General features: G+C 60.5%; 24 protein-coding genes. 13 read left to right on the top strand and 11 right to left on the bottom strand.

From position 1 onward, the window contains the following. Window positions 1-9: 9 nt before the first annotated feature. From L0U79_RS04120 to L0U79_RS04105, 4 genes are all read right to left on the bottom strand, one after another. Complete coding sequence (locus L0U79_RS04120; protein ID WP_233840615.1) at window positions 10-1545, bottom strand: glucoamylase family protein; 1536 nt, start codon at window positions 1543-1545, stop codon at window positions 10-12. 40 nt (window positions 1546-1585) lie between these two features. Continuing rightward, window positions 1586-4603 (bottom strand): TonB-dependent receptor, encoded by a 3018-nt coding sequence (locus tag L0U79_RS04115; RefSeq protein ID WP_233840614.1) that lies wholly within the window; start codon window positions 4601-4603, stop codon window positions 1586-1588. Between the two features lie 30 nt (window positions 4604-4633). Then, window positions 4634-5698 carry a LacI family DNA-binding transcriptional regulator gene (locus L0U79_RS04110; RefSeq protein WP_233840613.1) on the bottom strand — a complete coding sequence of 355 codons (1065 nt, stop codon included), beginning with the start codon at window positions 5696-5698 and terminating at the stop codon, window positions 4634-4636. A 416-nt stretch (window positions 5699-6114) separates the two neighbouring features. Further along, window positions 6115-6684, bottom strand: coding sequence for a hydrolase (locus L0U79_RS04105; protein WP_233840612.1), 570 nt, complete (start codon window positions 6682-6684; stop codon window positions 6115-6117). A 70-nt stretch (window positions 6685-6754) separates the two neighbouring features. On the opposite strand from L0U79_RS04105, the gene L0U79_RS04100 reads away from it, so the two are divergent. Beyond that, window positions 6755-7351, top strand: coding sequence for a TetR/AcrR family transcriptional regulator (locus tag L0U79_RS04100; protein ID WP_233840611.1), 597 nt, complete (start codon window positions 6755-6757; stop codon window positions 7349-7351). 11 nt (window positions 7352-7362) lie between these two features. Here L0U79_RS04100 and L0U79_RS04095 read toward each other — a convergent pair whose 3' ends face one another. After that, window positions 7363-7785, bottom strand: coding sequence for a DUF4156 domain-containing protein (locus L0U79_RS04095; protein ID WP_233840610.1), 423 nt, complete (start codon window positions 7783-7785; stop codon window positions 7363-7365). Window positions 7786-8075: 290 nt separating this feature from the next. Between L0U79_RS04095 and L0U79_RS04090 the strand changes: the two genes are divergently transcribed. From L0U79_RS04090 to L0U79_RS04050, 9 genes are read left to right on the top strand one after another with little or no spacing between them, the layout of a single operon-like run. Continuing rightward, on the top strand, window positions 8076-8282 hold the full coding sequence (locus L0U79_RS04090) for a hypothetical protein (protein WP_233840609.1): 207 nt from the start codon (window positions 8076-8078) through the stop codon (window positions 8280-8282). Between the two features lie 35 nt (window positions 8283-8317). Beyond that, window positions 8318-8491: a hypothetical protein gene (locus tag L0U79_RS04085; RefSeq protein WP_233840608.1), complete on the top strand. Its 174-nt coding sequence runs from the start codon at window positions 8318-8320 to the stop codon at window positions 8489-8491. Window positions 8492-8530: 39 nt separating this feature from the next. After that, entirely contained in the window at window positions 8531-9001 is a 471-nt protein-coding gene (locus L0U79_RS04080; protein ID WP_233840607.1) for a tRNA (cytidine(34)-2'-O)-methyltransferase, read from the top strand. 49 nt (window positions 9002-9050) lie between these two features. After that, window positions 9051-9701, top strand: coding sequence for an SCP2 sterol-binding domain-containing protein (locus L0U79_RS04075; protein ID WP_233840606.1), 651 nt, complete (start codon window positions 9051-9053; stop codon window positions 9699-9701). Continuing rightward, window positions 9698-11344 (top strand): ubiquinone biosynthesis regulatory protein kinase UbiB, encoded by a 1647-nt coding sequence (gene ubiB / locus L0U79_RS04070; RefSeq protein ID WP_233840605.1) that lies wholly within the window; start codon window positions 9698-9700, stop codon window positions 11342-11344. The genes L0U79_RS04075 and ubiB overlap by 4 nt, the downstream gene beginning before the upstream one ends. A 47-nt stretch (window positions 11345-11391) precedes the next feature. Further along, the gene (locus L0U79_RS04065; protein ID WP_233840604.1) at window positions 11392-12120 is read left to right on the top strand and encodes a pseudouridine synthase; all 729 of its coding nucleotides are present in this window, start codon (window positions 11392-11394) and stop codon (window positions 12118-12120) included. A gap of 9 nt (window positions 12121-12129) precedes the next feature. Beyond that, the gene (gene arfB, locus L0U79_RS04060; protein ID WP_233840603.1) at window positions 12130-12552 is read left to right on the top strand and encodes an alternative ribosome rescue aminoacyl-tRNA hydrolase ArfB; all 423 of its coding nucleotides are present in this window, start codon (window positions 12130-12132) and stop codon (window positions 12550-12552) included. Further along, window positions 12549-13145, top strand: a complete 597-nt coding sequence (locus tag L0U79_RS04055; RefSeq protein ID WP_233840602.1) for a 1-acyl-sn-glycerol-3-phosphate acyltransferase — start codon at window positions 12549-12551, stop codon at window positions 13143-13145. The genes arfB and L0U79_RS04055 overlap by 4 nt, the downstream gene beginning before the upstream one ends. Before the next feature lie 14 nt (window positions 13146-13159). Next, complete coding sequence (locus L0U79_RS04050; protein ID WP_233840601.1) at window positions 13160-13795, top strand: LysE family translocator; 636 nt, start codon at window positions 13160-13162, stop codon at window positions 13793-13795. A gap of 52 nt (window positions 13796-13847) precedes the next feature. Here the strand turns inward: L0U79_RS04050 and L0U79_RS04045 are convergent, their stop codons facing one another. Together L0U79_RS04045 and L0U79_RS04040 are read right to left on the bottom strand one after the other, a co-directional pair. Then, a complete protein-coding gene (locus tag L0U79_RS04045; protein WP_233840600.1) occupies window positions 13848-14294 on the bottom strand; it encodes a nuclear transport factor 2 family protein in 447 nt (148 codons plus the stop codon). A 47-nt stretch (window positions 14295-14341) separates the two neighbouring features. After that, window positions 14342-15250: a LysR family transcriptional regulator gene (locus L0U79_RS04040; RefSeq protein ID WP_233843828.1), complete on the bottom strand. Its 909-nt coding sequence runs from the start codon at window positions 15248-15250 to the stop codon at window positions 14342-14344. A gap of 264 nt (window positions 15251-15514) precedes the next feature. On the opposite strand from L0U79_RS04040, the gene aceB reads away from it, so the two are divergent. Then, window positions 15515-17125 (top strand): malate synthase A, encoded by a 1611-nt coding sequence (gene aceB / locus L0U79_RS04035; RefSeq protein WP_233840599.1) that lies wholly within the window; start codon window positions 15515-15517, stop codon window positions 17123-17125. Between the two features lie 35 nt (window positions 17126-17160). Further along, a complete protein-coding gene (gene aceA / locus L0U79_RS04030) occupies window positions 17161-18456 on the top strand; it encodes an isocitrate lyase (protein WP_233840598.1) in 1296 nt (431 codons plus the stop codon). 48 nt (window positions 18457-18504) lie between these two features. On the opposite strand, the gene L0U79_RS04025 is transcribed toward aceA, so the two are convergent. Together L0U79_RS04025 and L0U79_RS04020 are read right to left on the bottom strand one after the other, a co-directional pair. Further along, window positions 18505-20019: a YifB family Mg chelatase-like AAA ATPase gene (locus L0U79_RS04025; protein WP_233840597.1), complete on the bottom strand. Its 1515-nt coding sequence runs from the start codon at window positions 20017-20019 to the stop codon at window positions 18505-18507. 139 nt (window positions 20020-20158) lie between these two features. Continuing rightward, window positions 20159-20488 (bottom strand): accessory factor UbiK family protein, encoded by a 330-nt coding sequence (locus L0U79_RS04020; RefSeq protein ID WP_345778416.1) that lies wholly within the window; start codon window positions 20486-20488, stop codon window positions 20159-20161. 110 nt (window positions 20489-20598) lie between these two features. On the opposite strand from L0U79_RS04020, the gene glnK reads away from it, so the two are divergent. Then, complete coding sequence (gene glnK, locus L0U79_RS04015; RefSeq protein WP_233840596.1) at window positions 20599-20937, top strand: P-II family nitrogen regulator; 339 nt, start codon at window positions 20599-20601, stop codon at window positions 20935-20937. An 8-nt stretch (window positions 20938-20945) separates the two neighbouring features. On the opposite strand, the gene L0U79_RS04010 is transcribed toward glnK, so the two are convergent. Then, window positions 20946-21485, bottom strand: a complete 540-nt coding sequence (locus L0U79_RS04010) for a DUF1453 domain-containing protein (protein WP_233840595.1) — start codon at window positions 21483-21485, stop codon at window positions 20946-20948. Between the two features lie 84 nt (window positions 21486-21569). Beyond that, window positions 21570-22313 (bottom strand): 2,3-diphosphoglycerate-dependent phosphoglycerate mutase, encoded by a 744-nt coding sequence (gene gpmA / locus L0U79_RS04005; RefSeq protein WP_233840594.1) that lies wholly within the window; start codon window positions 22311-22313, stop codon window positions 21570-21572. Window positions 22314-22457: the final 144 nt, after the last annotated feature.

Below are 22457 nucleotides of genomic sequence, written 5' to 3'. Positions count from 1 at the left end.
GGCGCATGGCTATTTCACGGCTTTATCCAACCATCCGCCGGTGAAGCCTGCGCGCTGCAGGCCTTTGCGGATATAGGGATTCTTGCGCATCACGCTCCACACAAATCCGCTGCGCCAGTTTTCGATCATCAACACGATGGGCCCCTGATCGATGCCGATCTGCAGCGTATCGAACCAGCCTTTGCCGCGCACCACGCGTCCTTCTTTCGGCGGAATGTCCGTATCGAAGCTGGGATTGAATGCATCGACAAAGCCGTAGCGATCGTAAACATCGTCACCATAGCGATCCTTTATCGCCTGCAAGGCCGGCACCACGATTTCCGGCGCGAAGGCGATGGAGCCGCCCGCAGCGGTCGGCGCGATCGTGCCGTCGTCGGAAATATAGTCCAGTCCGGCACCGCGCGCGGTGTAACCGTCGAATCGGCGCATGCTGCTATCGGGCATGCGCAGCATGATGTCGCCGGGACCATTGCAGGCGGTTAGGCCCCAGACGTTGGCGCCGTAGTCTTTCCAGTGCGACGGATTGGCGATGGCGTACGCGCGCTGCGCATAGGCGGCGCGGCGACCGTTCTCGACGTAATCCAATCCGTGTTCTCGACTCCACGTATCGCGAATGCCACGAAAATCCACCCACGATTCGCTGTATTGATGCCCAAACATCGGCGCGAAATTCAGAAACGTTTGCCCTTCGAACCGCCCCCATTGCTTGGGATAGGTGCTCGTCCATGCGGACCACGCATCGCTGGAAATCGTATGCGTGGGCGAACCCAGCGCCAGGATGTAAACCAGCATGCCTTCGTCGTAGCCTTTCCAGTCCGCATCGATAAATTTGCCGCCCGGCGTCCAACCCATGCTGACCAAGGGTGCGCGCGGTTGCATCCATGCCCAATCGACACGGCGATAGATGGTGTCGGCGAGCGAACGGATTTCCTTTTCCTTCGGCGTGTCGCGATCGAAGTACGACTGCGCGAACAACACGCCGCTAAGCAGCCACGTGGTATCGACGCTCGACAATTCCGTCCAGCGCGCAAAACGCTTGCCGGTTTTCATATCGAGAAAATGATAGAAAAAGCCGTGATAGCCGGAGGTGTCGTCTTCGCTATCGTTCTGCGAGGCGTTCGCGAAGAAACGCAGCGTCGCCAGAGTACGATCCACCGCCTGGTCACGCGTGATGTAGCCGCGCTCGGCGCCGATACCGTACGCCGTCAAACCGAAACCGACCGACGCGATGCTTGCAAACGAAGGACCAGGGTAGTGGTCCGGAATCAGACCATTGGCAGGGTTGGCGCCGTCCCAGAACCACTGGAACGTGCGCTTCTCCAAATCTTCCACCATCGCTTGCTGTGGCTTGGAGAGCGTGTCGAAGCTGTGTGTGGGCGCTTTGGGTTCTGTCGACCATGCCGCGCCGCTAGTGAAAGCCAGAGCGGCACACAACACATTCAGCGTAGCGCGGCGGAAGAAATGCTTGTTCATGATCAGAATGCGTCGATTCACATGGCCGGGTGAAAGTAAGCGCGCGAATCCCGACACGCGGAGGGGGCTCATGCCGGGATTCGCAGGCTTACCTGACCGTCACAGAAAACAGTTAGAACTTAATTCCCAACGTCAGTTTGACTTCGCGCGGCGTACCGAGAATGTTGCCGGTCGGATCGTAAGAGGCCATGACGCGGTTCAACACGCCGTTCTGACCGGGGTTGTAGTTGTAATCGCTGTAGTTGTTCCAATTGAACGCATTAAGCAGATCGAAGCGAACGTAACCGTTGAAGTTTTGATAGATCTTAAAGTTCTTCGTGACTTGGAAATCGATGGAGCGGTAGCCAAAGATCGGACCGCTCAAGAACCGTGACCCCGAAGGCGTGTACGAATACGGCAGACATCCGCTACCGAGGCTGCCATTTCCAGGAGCGGGCGCACCGTAGCACGCCAGGTTGATAGCGGGGATCGGCGTGGCCAAAGTAAGTTTGTAGCCGAACAGCAGTCCCCACGGCGCATCGTTCGACCCGGCGACGACAAGGCGGTGCTTGGCGACGGCCGAATTGAGGTACGGATAGTCCTGGATCGTCGCTTCGTCGAACGCGTATTGGTCGGTGACGTCCTGGTTATCGTTGTTCTGCTTCGCCTTGGTGTAGGTGTAGGCGATATTGATGCCCCAACCCGATTCCGCTGTATACGGTTTTTGCGCCGAAACCAAGAATTGCTGCGTTTTCTGCGTAAGACCGTTGTTGGCGATGATCAGACTTCCGAAACCCGGAATGCTTTGGCCCCACGGTTGACTGCCGCCTTGCCAGAACGCGCCGTTCGGCCAGCGATTGCCCAACGTAAAGACCACGCCGTTGAAGCGATTGACCTGCGCCCAGGTGACGTCGGTGACCCACTCGCCGATCTGGTTGCGCATACCGAGGCTAATCTGATCGGAATACGGTGTGCGCAGATTGTTGTTCATCAGATCCACTTCGCGACCGGCCGTCGTGCCGGTCAGCAAGCCCTGTAGCACGCCGATGCCGCTGAGATACGCGGGGTTCCAGGGAATGCAGTTGGGACTGGGTGTGCACGAGTGATACTGATTCGGGAAGGTGATTGTCGCTTCGGCTAGAGCAAGCTTGGTTTCTTCCAGTTGCAGAATCTCGTAGATGGTGCGGTCGTAGGAACGTCCCGCGCCACCGTGGATCACGTGCGCCTGATCGCCATTGATGTCGTACGAAAAACCGAAACGCGGCTGGAATTCATTCATCTGCGCATGGCGATTGTTGCCGGTGCTGATGTAGTCGTTGACATTGACGCCGCCCGCGGCCAGCGATTGCGCGTACGTCGTGCCCGCCGGCGCGTTCGGGTTTTGCGAATTGAGCGCTGCAACCACCGAAGCAGGCGTAACGAAGTTGAGGTACGAAGGCGTTTGTTCGTAATCCCAGCGAATGCCCAGATTCACCGTAAGGTGATCGTCGATGGTCCAGTCGTCCTGAATATACGTACCGAACTGGCGATCGTTAGTTCTGACCACCGGACTCAAGCCCGGCAGCGCAATCGGGAACAGCACTTGATACGGCGCCGCCAATGTTCCCGTGGGCGTCACATCGTAAGTAAACTGTGGATTGAACTCGCCCGCGTCTTGCGCGAGCAGCTGCACCATCTTGTACTTGACGCCCATCTTGATCACATGGTCGCCGTGCCATTCCAAATCGTTGAACGTCAGATCGTCTTGGATGGCCGGACCTTTTTGCCCTTTGTTCTGCGTACCGCGCGGATCGGCGGCGCCCACCGTCAGGATCGACGTGTTCTGGTTATCGAACGGCGTGTACGTAGAACCGTTGCCGATATTTACGGCGCTTGGCTTGAAGAACGCATTTTCATAGGTGAATTGCAGACGATTGAACCAGGCGTCCGCGCTGTGATCCCAACGAATGTCGAAGCGGCGGTCGTAGTTGATCTGATTGAGCGCCGAAGACGCCGCCACGCCAGTGCCCGTACCCGTAATCGCCGTTTCATTGCGGTACTTGCCGCTCACCTCGATGCGATCGCGATTGGTGGGCTCGTAGTCGAACTTGAGGAAGTACAAGTTTTCCTTGAACGGCAAACTCGACGGCCCAAGTTGCGCGAGCACGCTCGGCGGCAATTGCGCGAGAATCTGCGGCGACGCGGCACCGGGCACCACCGCAATCGGCGTGTCGTATTCCTTGCCCTCGTACGCGAGGAAGAAATGCGCCTTGTCCTGAATGATAGGACCGCCGAATGCGAAGCCGTATTCCTTGTCGTGGGAGGGCTGTTTCTGGTTGATGGCCGTTTCGGATGGCGTCTCCGAACGCATACGAGTGTCGGTCCAGTCGCCGAAAATCTCGCCGTGGAATTCGTTGGTGCCCGACTTGGTTTCGGCGGTCACCGCTGCGCTGGAAATCTGGTCGTACTCCGCCTTGTAGTTGGACGTGATGACCTTGTATTCGCCGATAGCCAGCTGCGGAAACGGATTGCCCTGCGTGTTGTTCTGACCGCTGATGCCGCCGTTTTCGACGTAATTTTTCTGGCCCACGCCGTCAATGTAGACGTTGATGCCGGCCGGCGCCTGACCGCCCGATTGCAAGCTGGTGTTGCCGTTCTGCTGCACAGTGAACACCATGCCGGGCACGGTGTCGGCAAATTCCAGGAAGTTGCGCGTGATCTGCGGCACGGTGGAAATTTCGCGTTGCGTAACGGTCGTGCCGACTTCCGACGTGGTCATTTCCTGCAGCGTGGTCGCCGTAACCGTGACCGCCCCGAGATTCCGAGTACCGGCCGGCGCGGTTGTGGGCGCCGCTGTGGTGAGGTTGAGTGTCGCGGTCGACGCCACAGTCAGCGTGACGGTGTGTTGCGTACCCGGACCGGCATCGACCTGATACGTGCCCGGCTGCAAGCCGACCAACGCGTACGTGCCGTCCGCGCCCGAGGTGGTGACGCGCGAGTAGCCCGTGGCGACGTTCTTCGCCGTTACCGTGGTGTTGGCTGCCGCCGTGCCGCGCAGCGTGGCGTCGGAGCTTTGTGCGAATGAAATTGTCGGCAGCGCTGCGGCGGTCGTTATCGATACCGCAATGAGCCGCGCGAGCATGAGTTTTTTGTATTGAGATCCGGCTTTCATGGTTCTCCCCTTCCCGAAAGTAAAACGGCGTTATGTATGTGATGAGCGTCGCGACCGACGAGGCTCGCGTGGCGCAGCGTCTGCGCCGGGTTTTCCCCCACAGGAATCGCGGATGACGACGTCGCATCCCAACGTCTGCACCGATGACGGTGTCTTGTCGGCCGGATCCAGCAAAGCCGCGAGGCGCTCCAATGCAATGCGGCCAAGATCGGCGATACGCACCTGCACCGTGCTCAACGGCGGTGTGACGTAACGCGCGATCAAGATGTCGTCGAAACCGGCTAATGCGATGTCTCCCGGAACATCGATGCCGGCTTCTTTGAAGGCGTAAAGGCAGCCGATCGCCATCATGTCGTTGGCGGCGAATACGGCTTGCGGACGTTTTTTCTGCGCCAGCAATTCGCGTGCGGCGCGATAGCCCGATTCCTCGGTAAAGTCGCCGGCCACGATGGCGAGCGGCACGCCCGGCGCATGCTTGGCCATGGCAGCGCGATAGCCCTTCTCACGCTGTTGCGCGTCGAAGTTGTTTTTCGGGCCCGTAATGAATGCGACGTGCTGGCGTCCGGCTTCGATCAGGTGCTGCACCATCGCGACGGCGCCGGCGCGGCTGTCGATATTGAGCACGGGAAAGCGTGCGCTTTTGACGGGGCTATCCAGCAACACCGCCGGCAATTTCTCCGGCAGGTTTTCTTCCAGAAACGCCACGTCGACGTATTCGGAAAGAATCAGCATGCCGTCCACGCGTCCGCGCATGGCGCGCACCGCCGCGGCAGCATCTTCCACGCCGTCGTGCGAACTGGAGACCAGCAAATGCAGGCCGCGCGCACGCGCCGCCAGATCGATGCCGCGAATCAGTTCAGAGAAGAATTCGCCGTAGAGATCGGGCAATACCGCGCCGATCGTGTTCGTGCGCCCGGTAATCAAACTGCGTGCGGCGTTGTCCGGCACGTAATGCAATCGCGCCGCCACTTCGCGCACGATTTTCTGCGTAGCAGGCGTCACGCCGCCGGTGCCGTTGAGCACGCGCGACACCGATGCCACGGAGACTTTCGCCTCGCGCGCCACGTCCTTGATGGTTGCACTTTTGGTCGTCATCGAACGTATCCCGCCGAGAAATTGATGACCCGTAACCCCAACAGCGGCGCAAACGTAAACGTTTTCATGGCGGCTTGTAAAGCGGCCGTAATGCGCACCTGCGCTGCAGTGCAATAAATTCAGAAATTGCTAAATCGAGGCAAATGTCACTGCGCGGCGATCAAATCGCTTTTGTCATAGGGATGTTGTTGACGCGGCAGTGCAACATCCGACAGACGTAAAGCAAGCGACGACATAACAAATGGCCGTGAAGGAGCCGTCGCGAGGGCGTGACGCTGACGAAGAGAAACGGAATGAGGGTAGTCGATATGGGAGCGCGTGGTGTGATTGCATGATGGCAAAGCACGCGATCGACGCATAAGCGGCGCATCTCTCGCGCACAATGTCGCGAGAGATGCGATGCGATCGGTTTTCGATCAGCTCAACATGTCGAGAGTTTGCGCGGCGGAACGCACACGTCCGAGTCGCGGAAAAATATTGTTCACGGCAAACGCATGATGCTCGCCGCTGGCGGCGCTCATCACATCTTCGGCGAACACGATGCCGAAGCCCAGTTCCCATGCATTGCGCGCGGTGGATTCCACGCCAATGTTGGTGGAGATGCCGCCGAGCACGATCTGTTCGACGCCGCGACGACGCAATTGCAATTCGAGTTCCGTGCCGTAGAACGCACCCCATTGACGCTTGATCACGCAGATGTCGCTGTCGGTGACGCCTAGCTCATCGGCAAATTCCAACCAGTCGGCAGGAAGGGTTCGGGCTGGATTGGGTTGATCGACGGTTTGGCGCAGCGCGTCGCCCCCGTCGGCCGACCAACCCACGCGCACGAGCACGACCGGAGCGCCCAATTCGCGGAAGCGACGTGTGAGCGAGCCAGCCTTGTTCATGACATCCGCCGCCGTGTGAGGACCGCCCGCGAACGGTACGATACCCTTCTGCAGGTCGATAAGAACAAGCGCCGTACGGCGCGGATCGAGCTTTTCCACTGGATTCTCCGAATTTGAAAAGTGAGGATATCCTCACTTGGAGTTTATGAGGATGCCCTCACAAAAATCAATGGACACCCATCGCAAACCCCAGCGCCAACGCGGTCACGACCGGGTTGCGGCGCTGCTGGAGGCGGCGGCTTCGTGTTTTGTCGAGAAGGGGTACGAGGCGGCCACGATGACCGAAGTCGCCGCGCGCGCGGGCGCGGCCATCGGGTCGCTTTATCAATTTTTTCCGACCAAGGAGACCTTGGCGCGCGCGCTGCTGGAGCAATACGCGCAGGACTTTTACACGCAATTGGGAAAACTCGCCGAGCAATCGTCGACGTGGACAACCGAGGAATGGGCCGCGCAGCTGTGCCCGTTTCTGATCGGGTTCCGCAAGCGTCATCCCGCGTTCGTGACGCTGGTGGAATCGTCGGTGACACCGGCGGCGGACGCGATGATCATTCGTCGACGCTTTCGCGCGGAGTTGCAGGCGTTGCTGGCGCATCGCGCGCCGCACCGCTCGCAGGAAGAAACCTATGCGGCCGCCGTCGTGGTGCAGCAAATGATGAAAGGCGCTGCGGCGATCCAAGCCGAACCGGGCATGCCGGGCAAACTGGCTGCGTTAGCGCAATTGCAGCGCGCCATGCAGGGTTACCTGCATGGCGTGTTTGGAGATTGAATCAACGGCCCTTAGTGGCTGGGATAGGTCTGGAAACCACCGCTCTGTTGCGCGGGCGGCGGCTGCGCGCCCGGATTTTGATTCTGCATCGGAGGCGGCGCTGACGGCCCCACCTGATGATTGCCGCAGGAATACGCTTCCCATTCCTGCTTGCCGTCGACCGGATCGCCCAGCGGCTTCATGGTATCCGCATGCATGCTCATGGCGCTGTTGCGCGCCTGCACCTGCAATTCGTCGCGCACCTTGATGTCGTTGCGATCGAACGGTCCGACGTGATCCATCACGGACACCGTGATCTTGCCCAGATCGCGACAACCCGTCACATCGCCGCTCCACACCGTGCGGACGGCGCTCGATCCCGGATCGGGATTGATGCCCCAGGTACAGCCGCCGAGCAGCACAACCGGCGCGAGCAGCAACAGAGTCTTGCGCATACGTAACTCCATGAAAGCGAGGAATGGGAAAGCAGTGCGTCCGCTTTGCATCGTAGCGCGTTGCCGCGGTTTATCGCCGAACGCAGGCTTAGCGCGCTCGCGCCCGCGTCCGGCCGCGGACACTGTCCGCTTGGTGGTGTCCGGTGTCCGCGGACAATCTGTCGCGTGCGGCGATTTCAGATAAATCCATATAGATCAATACATTGATGGCAGGTCACGCCTTGGCACGGGGATTGCTCATTCAAGGGCGAGGGCCTTAGGTCCCTTTCCTCTGAATTGGAGATACGGACATGAAATTCGAGACAGTGATACTTCGCGGTTTGTTTGTCGCATGCATGCTGGTTTGCGGACTGATCCTGGCAGCGATGGTCACCAGCAAGCCCACGCCGAGCCAAGTCGCGGCCAATAGTTCGATGGCGACGTTGCTTGCCTCTGCACCTTCCACCTGCGTACTTCCGGGCATCGGCGACATGATCTGCGTGCGCGCAGTGATCTGACCACCACGTTTTTCCTCGTATAAGGAGATACCACCATGAAATTCGAAACGCTTTTCCTCCGCGGCCTGTTTGGCGTTTGCGCATTGCTCTGCGGTCTGACCTTGATCGCCATGATCACCGCCAAGCCTGTACCGAACGCCACGACATCCGGCCACGCCGTCGCCGCCATCAGCGCCTCGGCGAACGCGAATGCTCGGACGGTTGGCTGATCTGCCCACAAGATCGCCCAGCCGTCCGATAATGGCGGCATGCTGCATGTCATCCTCTTTCGCCCCGAAATCCCGCCCAACACCGGCAACGTGATCCGCTTGTGCGCCAACACTGGCGCCGCGCTGCACTTGATCCGCCCCTTGGGCTTCGAACTCGACGACGCACGCCTCAAGCGCGCAGGCCTGGATTACCACGAGTACGCGCGCGTCAGCGTGCATGACGATCTCGACACCTGCCTGGCCTCGCTCGATCACCCGCGCGTTTTCGCGTTTTCCACACGCGGACGCACCTGGCACGTGGACGCACGCTTTGCCGACGGCGACGCGCTGCTGTTCGGCTGCGAAACGGCGGGATTGCCCGATGCGGTGCTGTCCGCACTGCCGGCGGAACAGCGTTTGCGTCTGCCGATGCGCGCGGGCAGCCGTAGCCTCAATCTGTCCAACAGCGTGGCCGTAGCGGTCTATGAGGTGTGGCGCCAGCTTGGGTTTCCGGGCGCGGTCGATCCTTAAATCGTTTACTTCGCGGCAAGGGCGACGCCTAGCCGGCTACAATTCCGGCATGACTGTCGCCCCTTCGCCCCCATTGCTTCCTCGTCCGCTGCACAAACTGGCGGGTCGCGCGCTGGAAACCGCGCTGAATCACGCGTTGTCGCTCGACCCGGACACCCAGGCGAAGCTTCCTGCGCTGGATGGCCGCAGCGTGCAAGTGCATTTGCGCGGCGTGGAGATGGCGCTTGCCATCACCGTCGAGCGCGACCGCTTGAAGGTCGGGCCGGCCCCGGACAGCAGCGATCTGCGCGTCGCGGCCACGCCCGGCAGCCTGTTGTCGATGCTGTTTCGCAGGAACAACGAAAGCCTTGCGCCCGGCAAGGTAGAGATTGCGGGCGACGCCGAACTGGCGCGCCGCCTGGAAAAACTGGCCAGTGGTTTCGCGCCGGATTTCGAAGAAGTGTTCACACGCACTTTCGGCGATGTGCTGGGTGTGCCGATGGCCAAGGCCATTGGCGAAGGTTTTGCGCATGCGCGCGAAACCGCCTCGCATCTGACGCAAGACAGCGCGGCGTGGTTGCGTGACGAAGCGCAGATGGCCGTGGCGCCCGGCGAGGTGGAAGGCTTTCTCGACGATGTGGATGCCTTGCGCGAACGCACCGAACGGCTCGAAGCGCGCCTTGCGCGACTCGAACGTCTGCAACGGGGATCGCACGCGTGACGCCGCTGAAGGTGGTACCCGGCCTGCTGCGCGTCGCCATCGTATTGGTGCGTTACCGGCTCGATGAGTTGATCGACGCGACGCATTTGTTCCGGCCGCTGAAATTCGTACGTCCCTTGCTGGGTCGGCCGCCGATCGACGTGCGTCCGCTTTCGCGCGGCGCGCGCATTCGTCTTGCGTTGAACGAACTCGGTCCGATCTTCGTGAAAGCCGGTCAGGTGCTGTCGACACGACGCGATCTGGTTCCCGGCGATATCGCCGACGAACTCGCGCTGCTGCAGGATCAGGTGCCGCCGTTTCCCGGCGATGAAGCGCGCGCCATCGTCGAGCGCGAACTGAAGCTGCCCGTTGACAAGCTCTATGCGAGTTTCGATGCCGCGCCGTTGGCGTCGGCGTCGATCGCACAGGTGCACGCCGCCACCTTGCACGATGGTCGCGCCGTGGTGGTGAAGGTGCTTCGTCCGCGTATCGCGCAACGCATCGCGCGCGATATCAGTCTGCTGCATTCGCTGGGACAACTGGCGCAGCGCTGGCATCCGAACGCCGACAAGATTCGCCCGCGCGAAGTGGTGAGCGAAGTCGAGAAAATGCTCGAAAACGAGCTCGATTTGCAGCGCGAAGGCGCGAATGCGAGCTTGCTACGCCGCAATTTCATCAGCGGCGTCGATCTCTACGTGCCCGAAGTGCATTGGGAACTTACCACCGCGAAAGTGTTGACGCTGGAACGCGTCACGGGCGTCAGTTGCGACGATATCGTGGCGATCGACGCCGCCGGCATCGATCGCAAGGAGCTTGCAGCCAAAGGTGTGCGCCTGTTTTACGAGCAGGTGTTCCGCGACAATTTTTTCCATGCGGATGCGCATCCGGGCAATATCTGGGTCGATCCCATGCGCCCGACCGAACCGCGCTTTATCGCGCTGGATTTCGGCATCATGGGCTCGCTGCCCGAAGCGGATCAGTATTGGCTGGCGCAGAACTTTATCGCGCTGTTCGAACGCGATTACGCGCGCATCGCCAAGTTGCACGTGGATGCCGGCTGGATGCCGTCGAACGTGCGATTGGACGAGCTGGAAGCCGCTGTGCGCACCGTGTGCGAACCGTACTTCACGCGCCCGCTTTCGCAAATTTCGCTGGCCGAATTGGTGGTGAAGCTGTTCCAGACCGCGCGCAAGTTTGAGCTGACGCTGCAGCCGCAGTTGATCCTGTTGCAAAAGACGCTGCTCAATATCGAAGGCGTGGGCCGTATGCTCGATCCGGATATCGATATCTGGGCCGTGGCGCATCCTGTACTGAAACGCATTTTGCACGAGCGTTACAGCCTCAAGCGCACGCTGCGCGATATTCGCAAGCGCTTGCCAGAGTGGTTCCATAACGCGCCGCAATGGCCCGATCTAGTGCGCGATGCGATGCGCCAGGTCGCCGCGGGCGAACAGAAACTGATGCATGACGCCGATCACCTGATGCATCAGCGCCGCATGGTGCGTCGCATGCTGGAAGTGATCGGCGCGACCTTGCTCGGCACGACGCTGATCGTTTGCGCAACGCTGCTGTGGGCCTTTGCTTCGCAACATGGGCCATGGCTGCCGGCTGGCATGGGCCTGGCGGGCTTGTTCTCGTTTGCGTTCGGCTGGATGCGGCGATAACGGGCTGTTCGGTGTAGCGGCTAGCTGCGCCGACGAAGCGAACAACCATGCTCGACATTCTCTACCAGGACGACGCGCTGATCGCGGTGAACAAACCCGCTGGTCTTGCCGTGCATCGCTCGAAAATGGTCGGCAATGCCGATACGTTTTTGATTGACGTCTTGCGCGAACAAGTCGGCGGCACGGTGTATCTGGCGCATCGCCTCGACCGCGCCACCAGCGGCGTGCTGCTGATCGCCCGCTCCAGCGACGTCGCTGCCGCGCTCGGCGAGCAATTTATGGGCCGGGATGTGCACAAGCGATATCTCGCCGTCGTGCGCGGCTGGCCGGAACCCACCGAAGGCGCGGTCGACTATCCGCTGCCCGGCTCGCGCGATACCGGCCCGCGACGTGATGCGCGCACCGCATACCGCCGGCTCGCGACGGTCGAAGTGCCCATCGCCTTGGGCCGCTATCCGCAGCAACGCTACGCCCTGGTGCTGGCGGAGCCGGAAACGGGTCGGTTCCGGCAGATCCGCAAGCATATGGCGCATATCCATCACCCGGTGATCGGCGATTGCCAGCACGGGCGCAGCGACCACAATCGTCTCTACAAGCAGTATTTCAGTTGCCATCGCATGCTGCTGCATGCCTGGCGACTGAGCTTCCGTCATCCGATTGATGGCAGGCCGATGCTGATCGAGGCACCGTTGGACGCCGCCTTCCAGGCATTGGTCGAACGCTTTGGCTGGACGCTTCCAACCACTGAAACCATGGATGCCATGTCGACCAGCTAAACTGGCGACATGTTGATCATAAGCCGTTCCATTTCCCTGCCGGAGTCCGAGTTGGTGGTGCGTTTTCTGCGCGCCGACGGCCCCGGCGGCCAGCACGTCAATCGCACCGAAAGCGCGGTGGAATTGCGCTTCGATGTGTTGCAGTCGCCCTCATTGCCCGAGGAGGTACGCGAACGTCTGCTCGCGCGACGGGATCGGCGTTTGACGGACGACGGTGTACTGGTGATCCAGGCGCGACGGTTCCGCGATCAGGGCCGCAATCGCGAAGATGCGCGGGAACGCCTGACGGAAATTCTGCACGGTGCGTTGGTCGTGCCCAAGAAACGCATTGCGACGAAGCCCACACGCGCTTCGCAACAACGGCGCCTGGACGGCAAGCAACAACGCGCCAAGGTCAAACAAAATCGGTCGCGTTCCTGGAGCAACGAGTGAGCGAGCCCATTCTTCCAGCGACGCCGGCGCAAGCGCCGCCGCTCCACAATCGCTTCTGGCCCTGGTTGATGCGTGGCCTGCTGCGCCTTTCCGGCTGGCGCCTGCTCGGCGAGCTGCCGAACATCCCCAAACTCATCATTATCGGCGCACCGCATTCGTCGTATTGGGACGGCGTGTGGGGCCTGATGATGAAGATCGGCTTGGGCATCAACATCAACGTGATGATCAAGCGCGAAGTGCTGGACGGTCCGCTCGGCATCATTCTGCGCCCGGTCGGCTTGATTCCGATCAATCGCAGCGCGGCGTTGAATGTCGTCGATCAGATGGTGAATCGCTTTAACGAGCAGGAACGGATGTGGCTGGGCATTACGCCGGAAGGCACACGCAAGCGCGTTAAACATTGGAAATCCGGCTTTTTGCGCATTGCGCATGAGGCGCATGTGCCGATCCAGCCGGTATTTATCGATTATCCGAGCAAAACGTTTACGCTGGGTTCGCTGATATATGCCAGCGACGATCACGACGCAGATATGGCGACGATACGCGCGATGTTTCGCCCGTATCGCGGCAAGCATCGCAACACCGAAGCCTGACAACGGAGAGACGCATGAGCACGTTCGGCATCCAGCATTACGATGCGTTTCTGATTGCATGCATTGCACTCAGCATCACGCCGGGACTCGATACGTTTTACATCCTTACGCGCAGCGGGCGCGAAGGACACGGTGTCGGCATGGCGGCGGTGCTTGGGATCAATGCGGGTTGCATCGTGCACACGCTGGCCGCCGTGCTTGGCATTTCCGCGATTCTGATGGCCTCCGCCATCGCATTCAGTGTCCTGAAGTATCTCGGCGCGGCGTATCTCGCGTGGATTGGCCTTCGCATGCTGTTTTCGCGTGTAAGCGCGCGCAAGCCGACGGAGACGAAGGGTAAAGGATTTGCCGCCGCGTTCCGGCAAGGCATGTTGACCAACGTGCTCAATCCCAAAGTCGCGCTGTTCTTTCTCGCGTTTCTTCCGCAGTTCGTCTCCATGCATGCTCAGCACCCGCAGCTCGGGCTGACGCTGCTTGGCTTGAGCTTTATCGGTATCGGTTTTACGTGGTCGACGGTGCTTGCGCTGATGGGCGGCCGTATTTTTCGGCTGCTGACAACGCGTCCGAATGTCGAGCAATGGATGGATCGCTTTTGCGGAACGGTCTTCGTGGCTTTCGGCGTAAGGCTTGCCCTGCAGCAGCGCAGTTGACGCAGTGTGATGCGCGCGATTCGCTCGCGCGCATCACTTTCACCGAAAATCGTTACTGGCAATTCCCTTTTCGTTCGTTGTCGGACACGCCGATGATCGTCCAGCGATCTGCAATTTTTCCGAGCGTAAAGACGTCCGTGCCGCAGTGTTGCACCTTGCCGTCCACGGTGAACTTGTAGGGCGCCCACACGACGGCGAGATCGTTATCCACATGCACGATGGGCTGATAGATATGCTCGGCGATGGCGCCGCCTTTATGCGCGGCGATATTCGTCGCCAGCTTGTCCATGCTTACGCGATGCAAGGCGTTCTGCTGCACGCTGGTGATTTCGATATTCGGCGCGACCACGGCGAGCATGCCGGCTTTATCCTGTTTACCAAATGCGTCGAAAAAGCGATGCACGGGCTCCAGCACTTGAGCGTCTTGATCGGCGGCATAGCAGGAACTGCCTAAACAACCCATCACGGCGGTTGCCATAACGACGGTGCGAAGGTTCATGAGGTTGCCTTGTGGTGATGTTCCGTTGGAGTCTAACGCGGCGTCGATCAGCGTTCGGAATGACCGGACTCGTCGTAGTCGCGATGCGTAAGCAAGCCCGGACGAATCAAATCGATAAAGGCCCTGGCCTCCTGCGTGAGAAATTTGCCTTTGCGCATGACCACGCCGTAGCTGCGTTGCGGAAAGTATTGGCGCATATTGCGCACGGCCAAGCGCTGGCGATCGGCATCGGTAATGCAGATGCCCGTGACGATGGAAATGCCCAAACCCATCGCGACGTACTCTTTGATCACCTCCCAGCCACCGACTTCAATCGCGACGTGATACGGCACTTGTCGTTGCTGGAAGACGAGATCCACCAGTCGATACGTGGACAAACGCTGCGGAGGAAGAATCAACCCATACGGCGAGAGATCGTCCAGCAGCACGTTTTCCTTGGCGGCCAGCGGGTGATCCAGCGGCATGATCAGCATCGGGTCGTACTGATAGACCGGCGCCCAGGCGATGTCGTTGGGCACATCCAGCATGGAGCCGACCGCAAAATCGGCCTCGTCCGCGCGCAACAAGGCCATGCCGTCCTTGCCGGTGACGTTGGCCAGTTGAAGTTGCACGTCGGGGAAACTTTCCCGATAGCGCCGCACCAGATCGGGCAGCAAGTACTGGATGGTCGATGTGCCCGCGGCCACCGTCAGCCTGCCCGATGGCAGTCCTTTGATTTTGGTTTGGAAGTCGCGATCCAGATGCTCCCAACCTTCCACCAACGGGCGCGCCAGTTCGTAAAGCGCTTCGCCGGCGTCGGTGAGGTTGATGCGTCGACGGCTGCGTTGCAGCAGTTGCACCCCCAACTCGCGCTCAAGCGCCTGCAACTGGAGGCTGACCGATGGCTGCGACAGGTACAACGCTTCAGCAGCCCGGCTCAGCGTACCCAGCTTTACCGTCGCCACAAAGGCGCGCATCTGCTTGAGCCGGTTGCCCTTGTAGTAGTAGCGCCCCGCGTCGGCGGGCGGATTCTTCTTGCGAGTTGATCGTTTGGGCGGGCTCGGCGGTAGCTTTTTCGTCATGTTCAGCCTCAAGCCGGGTTCTGCATGACAGTTCTATCAGTACTTTAGCGTATGTATTGACAATTTGAATAGTAAAAATTGAAACATTTGTTTTGTCAAATCTAGACTCGATAACTAGCTTCTCCCCCAGACCCGTCGTCACCCATGGTGGAGAAGCACATGGCAGTACCGAGCGAAAAAATCGTCAGCCAGCCCGCCCTTAGTCAGCCCGTACAGGTTCAGGCAAAAACCGTCGGCTACGAAGACATCCTCACCCCGGAGGCTCTGGCCTTCCTGGCCCGGTTGCACCGCTTTGCCGAACCTCGTCGCCAGCAGCTGCTGGAAGCGCGTCGTCAGCGCCAGGCTCGCTATGACGCGGGCGCGTTTCCGGATTTCCGGGCGGACACGCTGGCCATCCGCGAATCGGACTGGACGGTAGCCCCGATTCCCACCGCCCTTCAGGACCGCTGCGTGGAAATCACCGGCCCGGTGGAACGCAAGATGATCATCAACGCGCTCAATTCCGGCGCGAAGGTGTTTATGGCGGATTTCGAGGATTCGTCCGCCCCAAGCTTCGCCAATCAGCTCGACGGCCAGATCAACCTGCGCGACGCCGTCGCCGGCACGCTGGAATACCGCGCGCCCAAGGGCAAGCACTACCGCGTCGGCGACAATCCCGCCGTGCTGGTGGTGCGTCCGCGTGGCTGGCATCTGCCGGAACGCCACCTCCGCGTGGACGGCGAAACGATGGCGGGCGCACTGGTAGATTTCGGCCTCTTCGCTTTCCACAACTCCCATGCGCTGCACGCACGCGACCTCGGCCCGTATTTCTATCTGCCCAAGCTCGAAGCGATGGAAGAAGCCGCGTTGTGGAACGACGTGATGAGTTTGGCCGAAGAAGAACTCGACCTGCCGCACGGCACGATGAAAGCCACGGTACTGATCGAAACGCTGCCCGCAGTGTTCCAGATGCATGAAATTCTGCACGCGTTGCGCGATCGCGCGGTCGGTCTGAACTGCGGCCGCTGGGATTACATCTTTTCGTACCTGAAAACGATGCGCGGACATCGCGATCGCTTGCTGCCGGAACGCAGCCAAGTCGTGATGACTGTTCCGTTCCTCAAAACCTATTCCGAGCTGCTGATTCAAACCTGCCATCGCCGCGGCGCGTTCGCGATGGGCGGCATGGCGGCGCAGATTCCGATCAAGGGCGACGACGACGCGAACGACAAGGCGATGGCGAAAGTGCGCGCGGACAAATTGCGCGAAGTGCAGGCCGGTCACGACGGCACGTGGGTGGCGCATCCGGCGCTCGTGCCCGTGGCGATGGATATTTTCGATCGCCATATGCCGACGCCGAACCAGCTGCACGTGAAACGCGACGATGTCGTGGCAGATCGCGACATGCTGATCGCGCCGTGCGGTGGCACGATCAGCCGCGCCGGTTTCGACAACAACGTGGAAGTGTCGCTTCGTTACACCGCGGCATGGCTTGAAGGTCTCGGCTGCGTACCGATCCACAACCTGATGGAAGACGCCGCGACGGCCGAGATCGCGCGTTCGCAGCTGTGGCAGTGGCTGCATCACGGCGACCTGGAATTCCCCGATCACGCGCCGATCGATTTCGCGCTGTTCGATCACGCGCTCGCCGCGCACACGCATCGTTTGCAGGAAAGCACGTTCCCCGGCGCACGACGCGCCGCCGAAGCGGCGCAGTTGCTTTCAACGCTGATGCACGACGACGAACTCGCCGACTTCCTCACCCTTCCCGCTTACGAACAGCTCGCCTGATCGCGCGCCATCGAAACGTTTACGGAGCACACAGTATGAAAACCCATCTGCCGACTGCCGAACATATTGCGCTGGACTGGAAGAACAATCCTCGTTGGAGGGGTATCCAGCGCGCGTACACCGCCGAGGACGTCGCGCGCCTGCGCGGCACCGTCGCGATCGAACATTCGCTCGCACGACGCGGCGCGGAACGCTTGTGGAAATCGCTGCATGGAGACACGTTCGTCAATGCGCTCGGTGCGCTGACCGGAAATCAGGCCATGCAGCAGGTAAAAGCCGGTTTGCAGGCGATTTATCTCAGCGGCTGGCAAGTGGCGGCCGATGCCAATATCGCGGGCGAAATGTATCCGGATCAATCGCTGTATCCCGCCAACTCCGTGCCGCTGGTGGTCAAGCGCATCAACAACACGTTGCTGCGCGCCGATCAATTGCATCACGCCGAAGGCAAGGACGATACCGACTGGATGGTGCCGATTGTCGCCGATGCGGAAGCAGGCTTTGGCGGCGTGCTCAACGCATTCGAATTGATGAAGGCGATGATTGAGGCCGGCGCCGCAGGCGTGCACTTCGAAGATCAACTTGCTTCGGTGAAGAAGTGCGGTCACATGGGCGGAAAGGTGTTGGTACCGACGCGCGAAGCGGTGGAGAAGTTGAATGCCGCGCGCCTCGCCGCCGATGTGCTCGGCGTTCCGACGTTGCTGATTGCACGCACGGATGCCGATGCGGCGGATTTGATTACGTCCGACATCGACGACAACGACAAGCCTTTCACCACGAGCGAACGCACGGTAGAGGGTTTCTTCCGCGTGCGCCCCGGTTTGGAACAGGCGATCAGCCGCGGCCTCGCCTACGCGCCGTATGCCGATTTGATCTGGTGCGAAACCAGCAAGCCGAATCTGGAGCAAGCACGTCAGTTCGCCGAAGCGATCCACGCGAAATTCCCAGGCAAAATGCTCGCGTACAACTGCTCACCGAGTTTCAATTGGAAGCGCAATCTGGACGACGCGACCATCGCGAAGTTCCAGAAGGAACTCGGCGCAATGGGTTACAAATTCCAATTTATTACGCTGGCGGGCTTCCACAGCCTCAACTACAGCATGTTCGAATTGGCGCATGGCTATGCGCAACATCAGATGAGCGCATTCGTTGCCCTGCAGGAAAAAGAATTTGAAGCGGCCGAACGTGGATTTACGGCCGTGAAGCATCAGCGCGAAGTCGGCACCGGTTATTTCGATGCGGTGACGCAAGCGATCCAACAGGGTCAGTCGTCGACGACGGCGCTGAAGGGATCGACCGAGGAAGCGCAATTTCATCGCGCTTCGGCGGCGTGATTTGGTAACAGGGAACGACGTCGCCCCGGTGCAAGCCGGGGCGATTGTTTAGTCCGAAAGCAACGATAGACGCCGATATTGCAGCGCTTCGGCCAAGTGATGGCGATCCAATGCCGCCGCGCCGTTATCCAGATCGGCGATCGAGCGCGCGACACGCAAGGTGCGATGGTAGGCGCGCGCGGAAAGTCCGAGGCGTTCCAACGCCGCATCGAACCATTTGCGTTCGTTCGGACCTAATGCGCAATCGCGTTCGAGTTCGCGTGTGCTGATCTCGGCATTCGGGCGACCGGCACGCGCCAAGGCGTGCTGACGGGCGCGCATCACGCGCTTGCGCACCGTGGCGGAATCTTCGTCGCGCGTGGTACGCGGCGCGCTCAATTCGTTCAAGGGCATACCCGGCACTTCCACGCACAAGTCGATGCGATCGAGCAGCGGCCCGGAAATGCGCGAGCGATAGCGCTGCACTTGATCGGGCGTGCAGCGGCAACGTTGACGGGTATCGCCGGAATAGCCGCAGGGGCAAGGATTCATCGCCGCGATAAGTTGGAATTGCGCGGGAAAATGAAGCTGCCGCGCCGCGCGCGAAATCAGAATCTGTCCCGACTCCATGGGTTCGCGCAGAACCTCCAGTACGTGCCGACTGAACTCGGGAAGTTCGTCGAGAAACAGCACGCCGTTGTGCGCGAGCGAAATCTCGCCCGGCTTGGGTTGCGAACCGCCACCGACCAGCGCCACCGCCGAAGCAGTGTGGTGCGGCGCGCGAAAGGGACGGCGACGCCATTGCGCGGGATCCACGGTTTGACCCGCCACCGACATCACCGCGCAAGTTTCCAGCGCTTCGGATTCGCTCATCGGCGGCAAGATGCCGGGCAAACGTTCCGCCAGCATGGTTTTACCGGTACCTGGCGGCCCCATCAGCAACAAGTGATGACCGCCGACCGCAGCGATTTCCAACGCACGGCGCGCCTGCAGTTGCCCGCGTACATCGATGAGGTCGGGACCTGCATCGTCGCCGGTCAGGGTCAGCACCGATGTCGGCGGTGTGAGCTCATGCGAGCCGCGCAGCCAGCCGCAGACATCGGACAGCGTATCGGCGACCCGAACATCGACTTCGGAAATCAGCGCGGCTTCTTCCGCATTTGCGCGTGGCACGACCACGCGGCGGCCACGCGCTCTGGCGCGGAGCAGCGCAGGCAACACGCCAGACACGGGGCGCAACTGACCCGAAAGCGCCAGCTCGCCGAGAAATTCGCAATCGTCGAGCTTTTCGCGCGGCACCTGATTCCCGGCCGCGAGAATGCCCAAGGCGATGGCGAGATCGAAACGTCCGCCATCCTTCGGCAACTCGGCCGGCGCAAGGTTTACCGTCACCTTGCGGTTGGGATATTCGAAAGCAGCGCTTTGAATGGCCACACGTACGCGGTCGCGCGCTTCGCGGACAGCAGCTTCGGGCAGGCCAACGATATGCGTGCTGGGCAGGCCACCGGAAAGGTGCACTTCGACCATCACTTGCGGTGCGGCAACCCCTTCCTGGGCACGGCTTAGCGTGACGGCCAGACTCATGGGTGGCGCCGGCGACGGCTAAGGAAGTCGCTGATTGATCGGTCCATCGAGCGACCCCGTAACCTGTTTGAGAGGAAAAACAGCCGTCCCCGATTCCTTGGGGTGATGGTGACGAATCGGGGACGGCTACCGGAACTGGCTATGCCCCACGAGACGACACGCTGGCTTCGAGTTCCGCCACGCGCTTTTCGAGTTCCTCGACCCGGGCGCGGGTCCGCGCCAATACCTGGGCCTGAACGTCGAACTCCTCACGGGTAACCAGCTCGAGATGGCGCAGTCCCTGCGCCAGGATATCGCTGAAATTGGCGCGCAAATCCTTGTGCGCGTCTACCATCCCTGGAGGAACCAACGAGACAAGTCGTAGGGCAATTTGGTCGATATCCTGCCTCCCCATCATGGTAGGCACCTCGAACTCGTCGGCTGACAGTCTATGAAGAAGTGAAAACGCGGCGCCATCGGAATGCTCCATCAAGATTTGTAGGTATTTTCCTACACGGCGGGACAGGCTGCCTTCTGCGAGGCAGAATGTATATGCTCCGCAGCGCACCAGCGGGCCCGTTGATCCGCCGAGGAAATTTCATGAAATTGGTTGTGGCAGTCATCAAGCCGTTCAAGCTGGACGATGTCCGTGAGGCGCTCGCCGAGGTCGGCGTGCAAGGCATTACCGTCACCGAGGTGAAGGGGTTCGGCCGTCAGAAAGGCCACACCGAACTTTACCGCGGCGCCGAGTACGTGGTCGATTTTCTGCCCAAGATCAAAGTCGAGGTGGCCGTGGACGACGACCAGCTCGAACGCGTGGTAGAGGCCATTTCCCAGTCGGCGCGCACCGGCAAGATCGGCGACGGCAAAATTTTCGTCAGCAACCTGGAACAGGTGATGCGCATCCGCACCGGCGAGCTGGATCGCGACGCCCTGTAATCCAGGGCTTATTCCTGCAAACCGGGCCGGCTGCGCAGCAAGCGCTGATGGTGGATCAGCAAGCCCGCGAAGTAGCAGATGTAGTACCCCACCAGCAGGCCAAATACCGCCAGGGTCAGCGGACTCTGGCCGATATCGGGACCGTGGATGGGCGGCGTGGCGCCGGTCGGATCCTGGATCTGCGGCGCGACCATGGCGAAACGCCATACGAGTCGCGCCAGGAACACCGTGGTGACGATGGCGCCGACGTAGGGATTGGGAACGTAGCAATCCCCTTTCACCGGATCGACCTGAAAGCGGCTCAAGCGAAGCCCGACCAAGCCGAGCGCCGCACCTGCGACTAAACCTCCCGCCAGTCCAGCCAACAGCTGCACGTTGTGCATGGCAAAGAGCGTGATGAGGCATGCAAGCACGGCAAAGATGGCGATGCGCGCGATCATTCTTTTGCGCCGGATCGGCTGCAGCCCGAACTGGCTGCGCACACGCCGCCACACGGCAAACGCGATCAACGGAATCAACACCAGCGGCGTAGTCAAATGGGGTGCCATGCAATGTGCTCCTCCCTGATGAGCGCTTCCACATTAGCAGCGCATTTCGTGACAGGCGATTGACGCCTGCCACGTATTTTCTTGCTACTTGGCTTTGCCTTGATTCGCCACCGCCGCCATCTTGGCCGCAATCGCGTCCGCGTCGCCCAAGTAGTAGTGGCGAATCGGCTTGAGCTGATCGTCGAATTCGTACACGAGCGGCACGCCGTTCGGGATGTTCAATTCGACGATGTCGTCGTCGGAAATGCCATCCAGATACTTCACCAGCGCGCGAATCGAGTTGCCGTGCGCCACCAGCAGTACGCGCTCGCCGCTGCGAATGGCCGGCGCGAGCACTTCATTCCAGTAAGGCATCACGCGCGCCACGGTGTCTTTCAGGCACTCGGTGTCCGGAATCAGTTTCGGATCAAGGTTCGTATAACGCGGATCGTGCAGCGACGGATTCGCATCGCGTTCGAGCGGCGGCGGCGGGATGTCGTAGCTGCGGCGCCAGACCTTGACCTGATCCTCACCGTATTTGGCGGCGGTTTCCGCTTTGTTGAGGCCGGTGAGGGCGCCGTAATGACGTTCGTTGAGGCGCCAATCGGTGAGCACCGGAATCCACATCAGATCCATCGCGTCCTGCACGTGCCACAGCGTGCGCACCGCGCGCTTGAGCACCGACGTGTGCGCGACGTCGAAGTGATAACCGGCTTGCTTGAGCAGCTCGCCCGATTCGCGCGCCTCGGCCGCGCCTTGTTCGGTGATATCGACGTCGGCCCAACCGCTGAAGCGGTTTTCGAGGTTCCACTGCGATTGGCCGTGGCGGATCAAAACGAGCTTGTGCATGAGATGGATTCGAGTGAAGCGGAATAAGTAGGGAATGGTGCAGGCCATGCCTAGCCGCGTCAATTCCCGACCCTGTCGGAAGTCACGCTAAACCCCGGGGCCGTCGCGCGCATCCTATCTTTCGTCCCATCCTACGGAGCTTCC

This window comes from Dyella sp. 2HG41-7 (assembly GCF_021390675.1).
In the GTDB taxonomy this organism is placed as follows: Bacteria; Pseudomonadota; Gammaproteobacteria; order Xanthomonadales; family Rhodanobacteraceae; genus Dyella_B.
Note: the sequence above shows the minus strand (reverse complement) of the source record. Positions and strands in the feature narration are given on the sequence as shown.

Excerpts from the sequence above, each read along its gene's own strand:
- L0U79_RS04120 (WP_233840615.1), bottom strand. The coding sequence starts at position 1,545 with ATGAGCCCCCTCCGCGTGTCGGGATTCGCGCGCTTACTTTCACCCGGC.
- L0U79_RS04115 (WP_233840614.1), bottom strand. The coding sequence starts at position 4,603 with ATGAAAGCCGGATCTCAATACAAAAAACTCATGCTCGCGCGGCTCATT.
- L0U79_RS04110 (WP_233840613.1), bottom strand. The coding sequence starts at position 5,698 with ATGACGACCAAAAGTGCAACCATCAAGGACGTGGCGCGCGAGGCGAAA.
- L0U79_RS04100 (WP_233840611.1), top strand. The coding sequence starts at position 6,755 with ATGGACACCCATCGCAAACCCCAGCGCCAACGCGGTCACGACCGGGTT.
- L0U79_RS04095 (WP_233840610.1), bottom strand. The coding sequence starts at position 7,785 with ATGCGCAAGACTCTGTTGCTGCTCGCGCCGGTTGTGCTGCTCGGCGGC.
- L0U79_RS04090 (WP_233840609.1), top strand. The coding sequence starts at position 8,076 with ATGAAATTCGAGACAGTGATACTTCGCGGTTTGTTTGTCGCATGCATG.
- L0U79_RS04085 (WP_233840608.1), top strand. The coding sequence starts at position 8,318 with ATGAAATTCGAAACGCTTTTCCTCCGCGGCCTGTTTGGCGTTTGCGCA.
- L0U79_RS04080 (WP_233840607.1), top strand. The coding sequence starts at position 8,531 with ATGCTGCATGTCATCCTCTTTCGCCCCGAAATCCCGCCCAACACCGGC.
- L0U79_RS04075 (WP_233840606.1), top strand. The coding sequence starts at position 9,051 with ATGACTGTCGCCCCTTCGCCCCCATTGCTTCCTCGTCCGCTGCACAAA.
- L0U79_RS04065 (WP_233840604.1), top strand. The coding sequence starts at position 11,392 with ATGCTCGACATTCTCTACCAGGACGACGCGCTGATCGCGGTGAACAAA.
- arfB (WP_233840603.1), top strand. The coding sequence starts at position 12,130 with ATGTTGATCATAAGCCGTTCCATTTCCCTGCCGGAGTCCGAGTTGGTG.
- L0U79_RS04050 (WP_233840601.1), top strand. The coding sequence starts at position 13,160 with ATGAGCACGTTCGGCATCCAGCATTACGATGCGTTTCTGATTGCATGC.
- L0U79_RS04045 (WP_233840600.1), bottom strand. The coding sequence starts at position 14,294 with ATGAACCTTCGCACCGTCGTTATGGCAACCGCCGTGATGGGTTGTTTA.
- L0U79_RS04040 (WP_233843828.1), bottom strand. The coding sequence starts at position 15,250 with ATGCGCGCCTTTGTGGCGACGGTAAAGCTGGGTACGCTGAGCCGGGCT.
- aceB (WP_233840599.1), top strand. The coding sequence starts at position 15,515 with ATGGCAGTACCGAGCGAAAAAATCGTCAGCCAGCCCGCCCTTAGTCAG.
- aceA (WP_233840598.1), top strand. The coding sequence starts at position 17,161 with ATGAAAACCCATCTGCCGACTGCCGAACATATTGCGCTGGACTGGAAG.
- L0U79_RS04025 (WP_233840597.1), bottom strand. The coding sequence starts at position 20,019 with ATGAGTCTGGCCGTCACGCTAAGCCGTGCCCAGGAAGGGGTTGCCGCA.
- L0U79_RS04020 (WP_345778416.1), bottom strand. The coding sequence starts at position 20,488 with ATGGAGCATTCCGATGGCGCCGCGTTTTCACTTCTTCATAGACTGTCA.
- glnK (WP_233840596.1), top strand. The coding sequence starts at position 20,599 with ATGAAATTGGTTGTGGCAGTCATCAAGCCGTTCAAGCTGGACGATGTC.
- L0U79_RS04010 (WP_233840595.1), bottom strand. The coding sequence starts at position 21,485 with ATGGCACCCCATTTGACTACGCCGCTGGTGTTGATTCCGTTGATCGCG.
- gpmA (WP_233840594.1), bottom strand. The coding sequence starts at position 22,313 with ATGCACAAGCTCGTTTTGATCCGCCACGGCCAATCGCAGTGGAACCTC.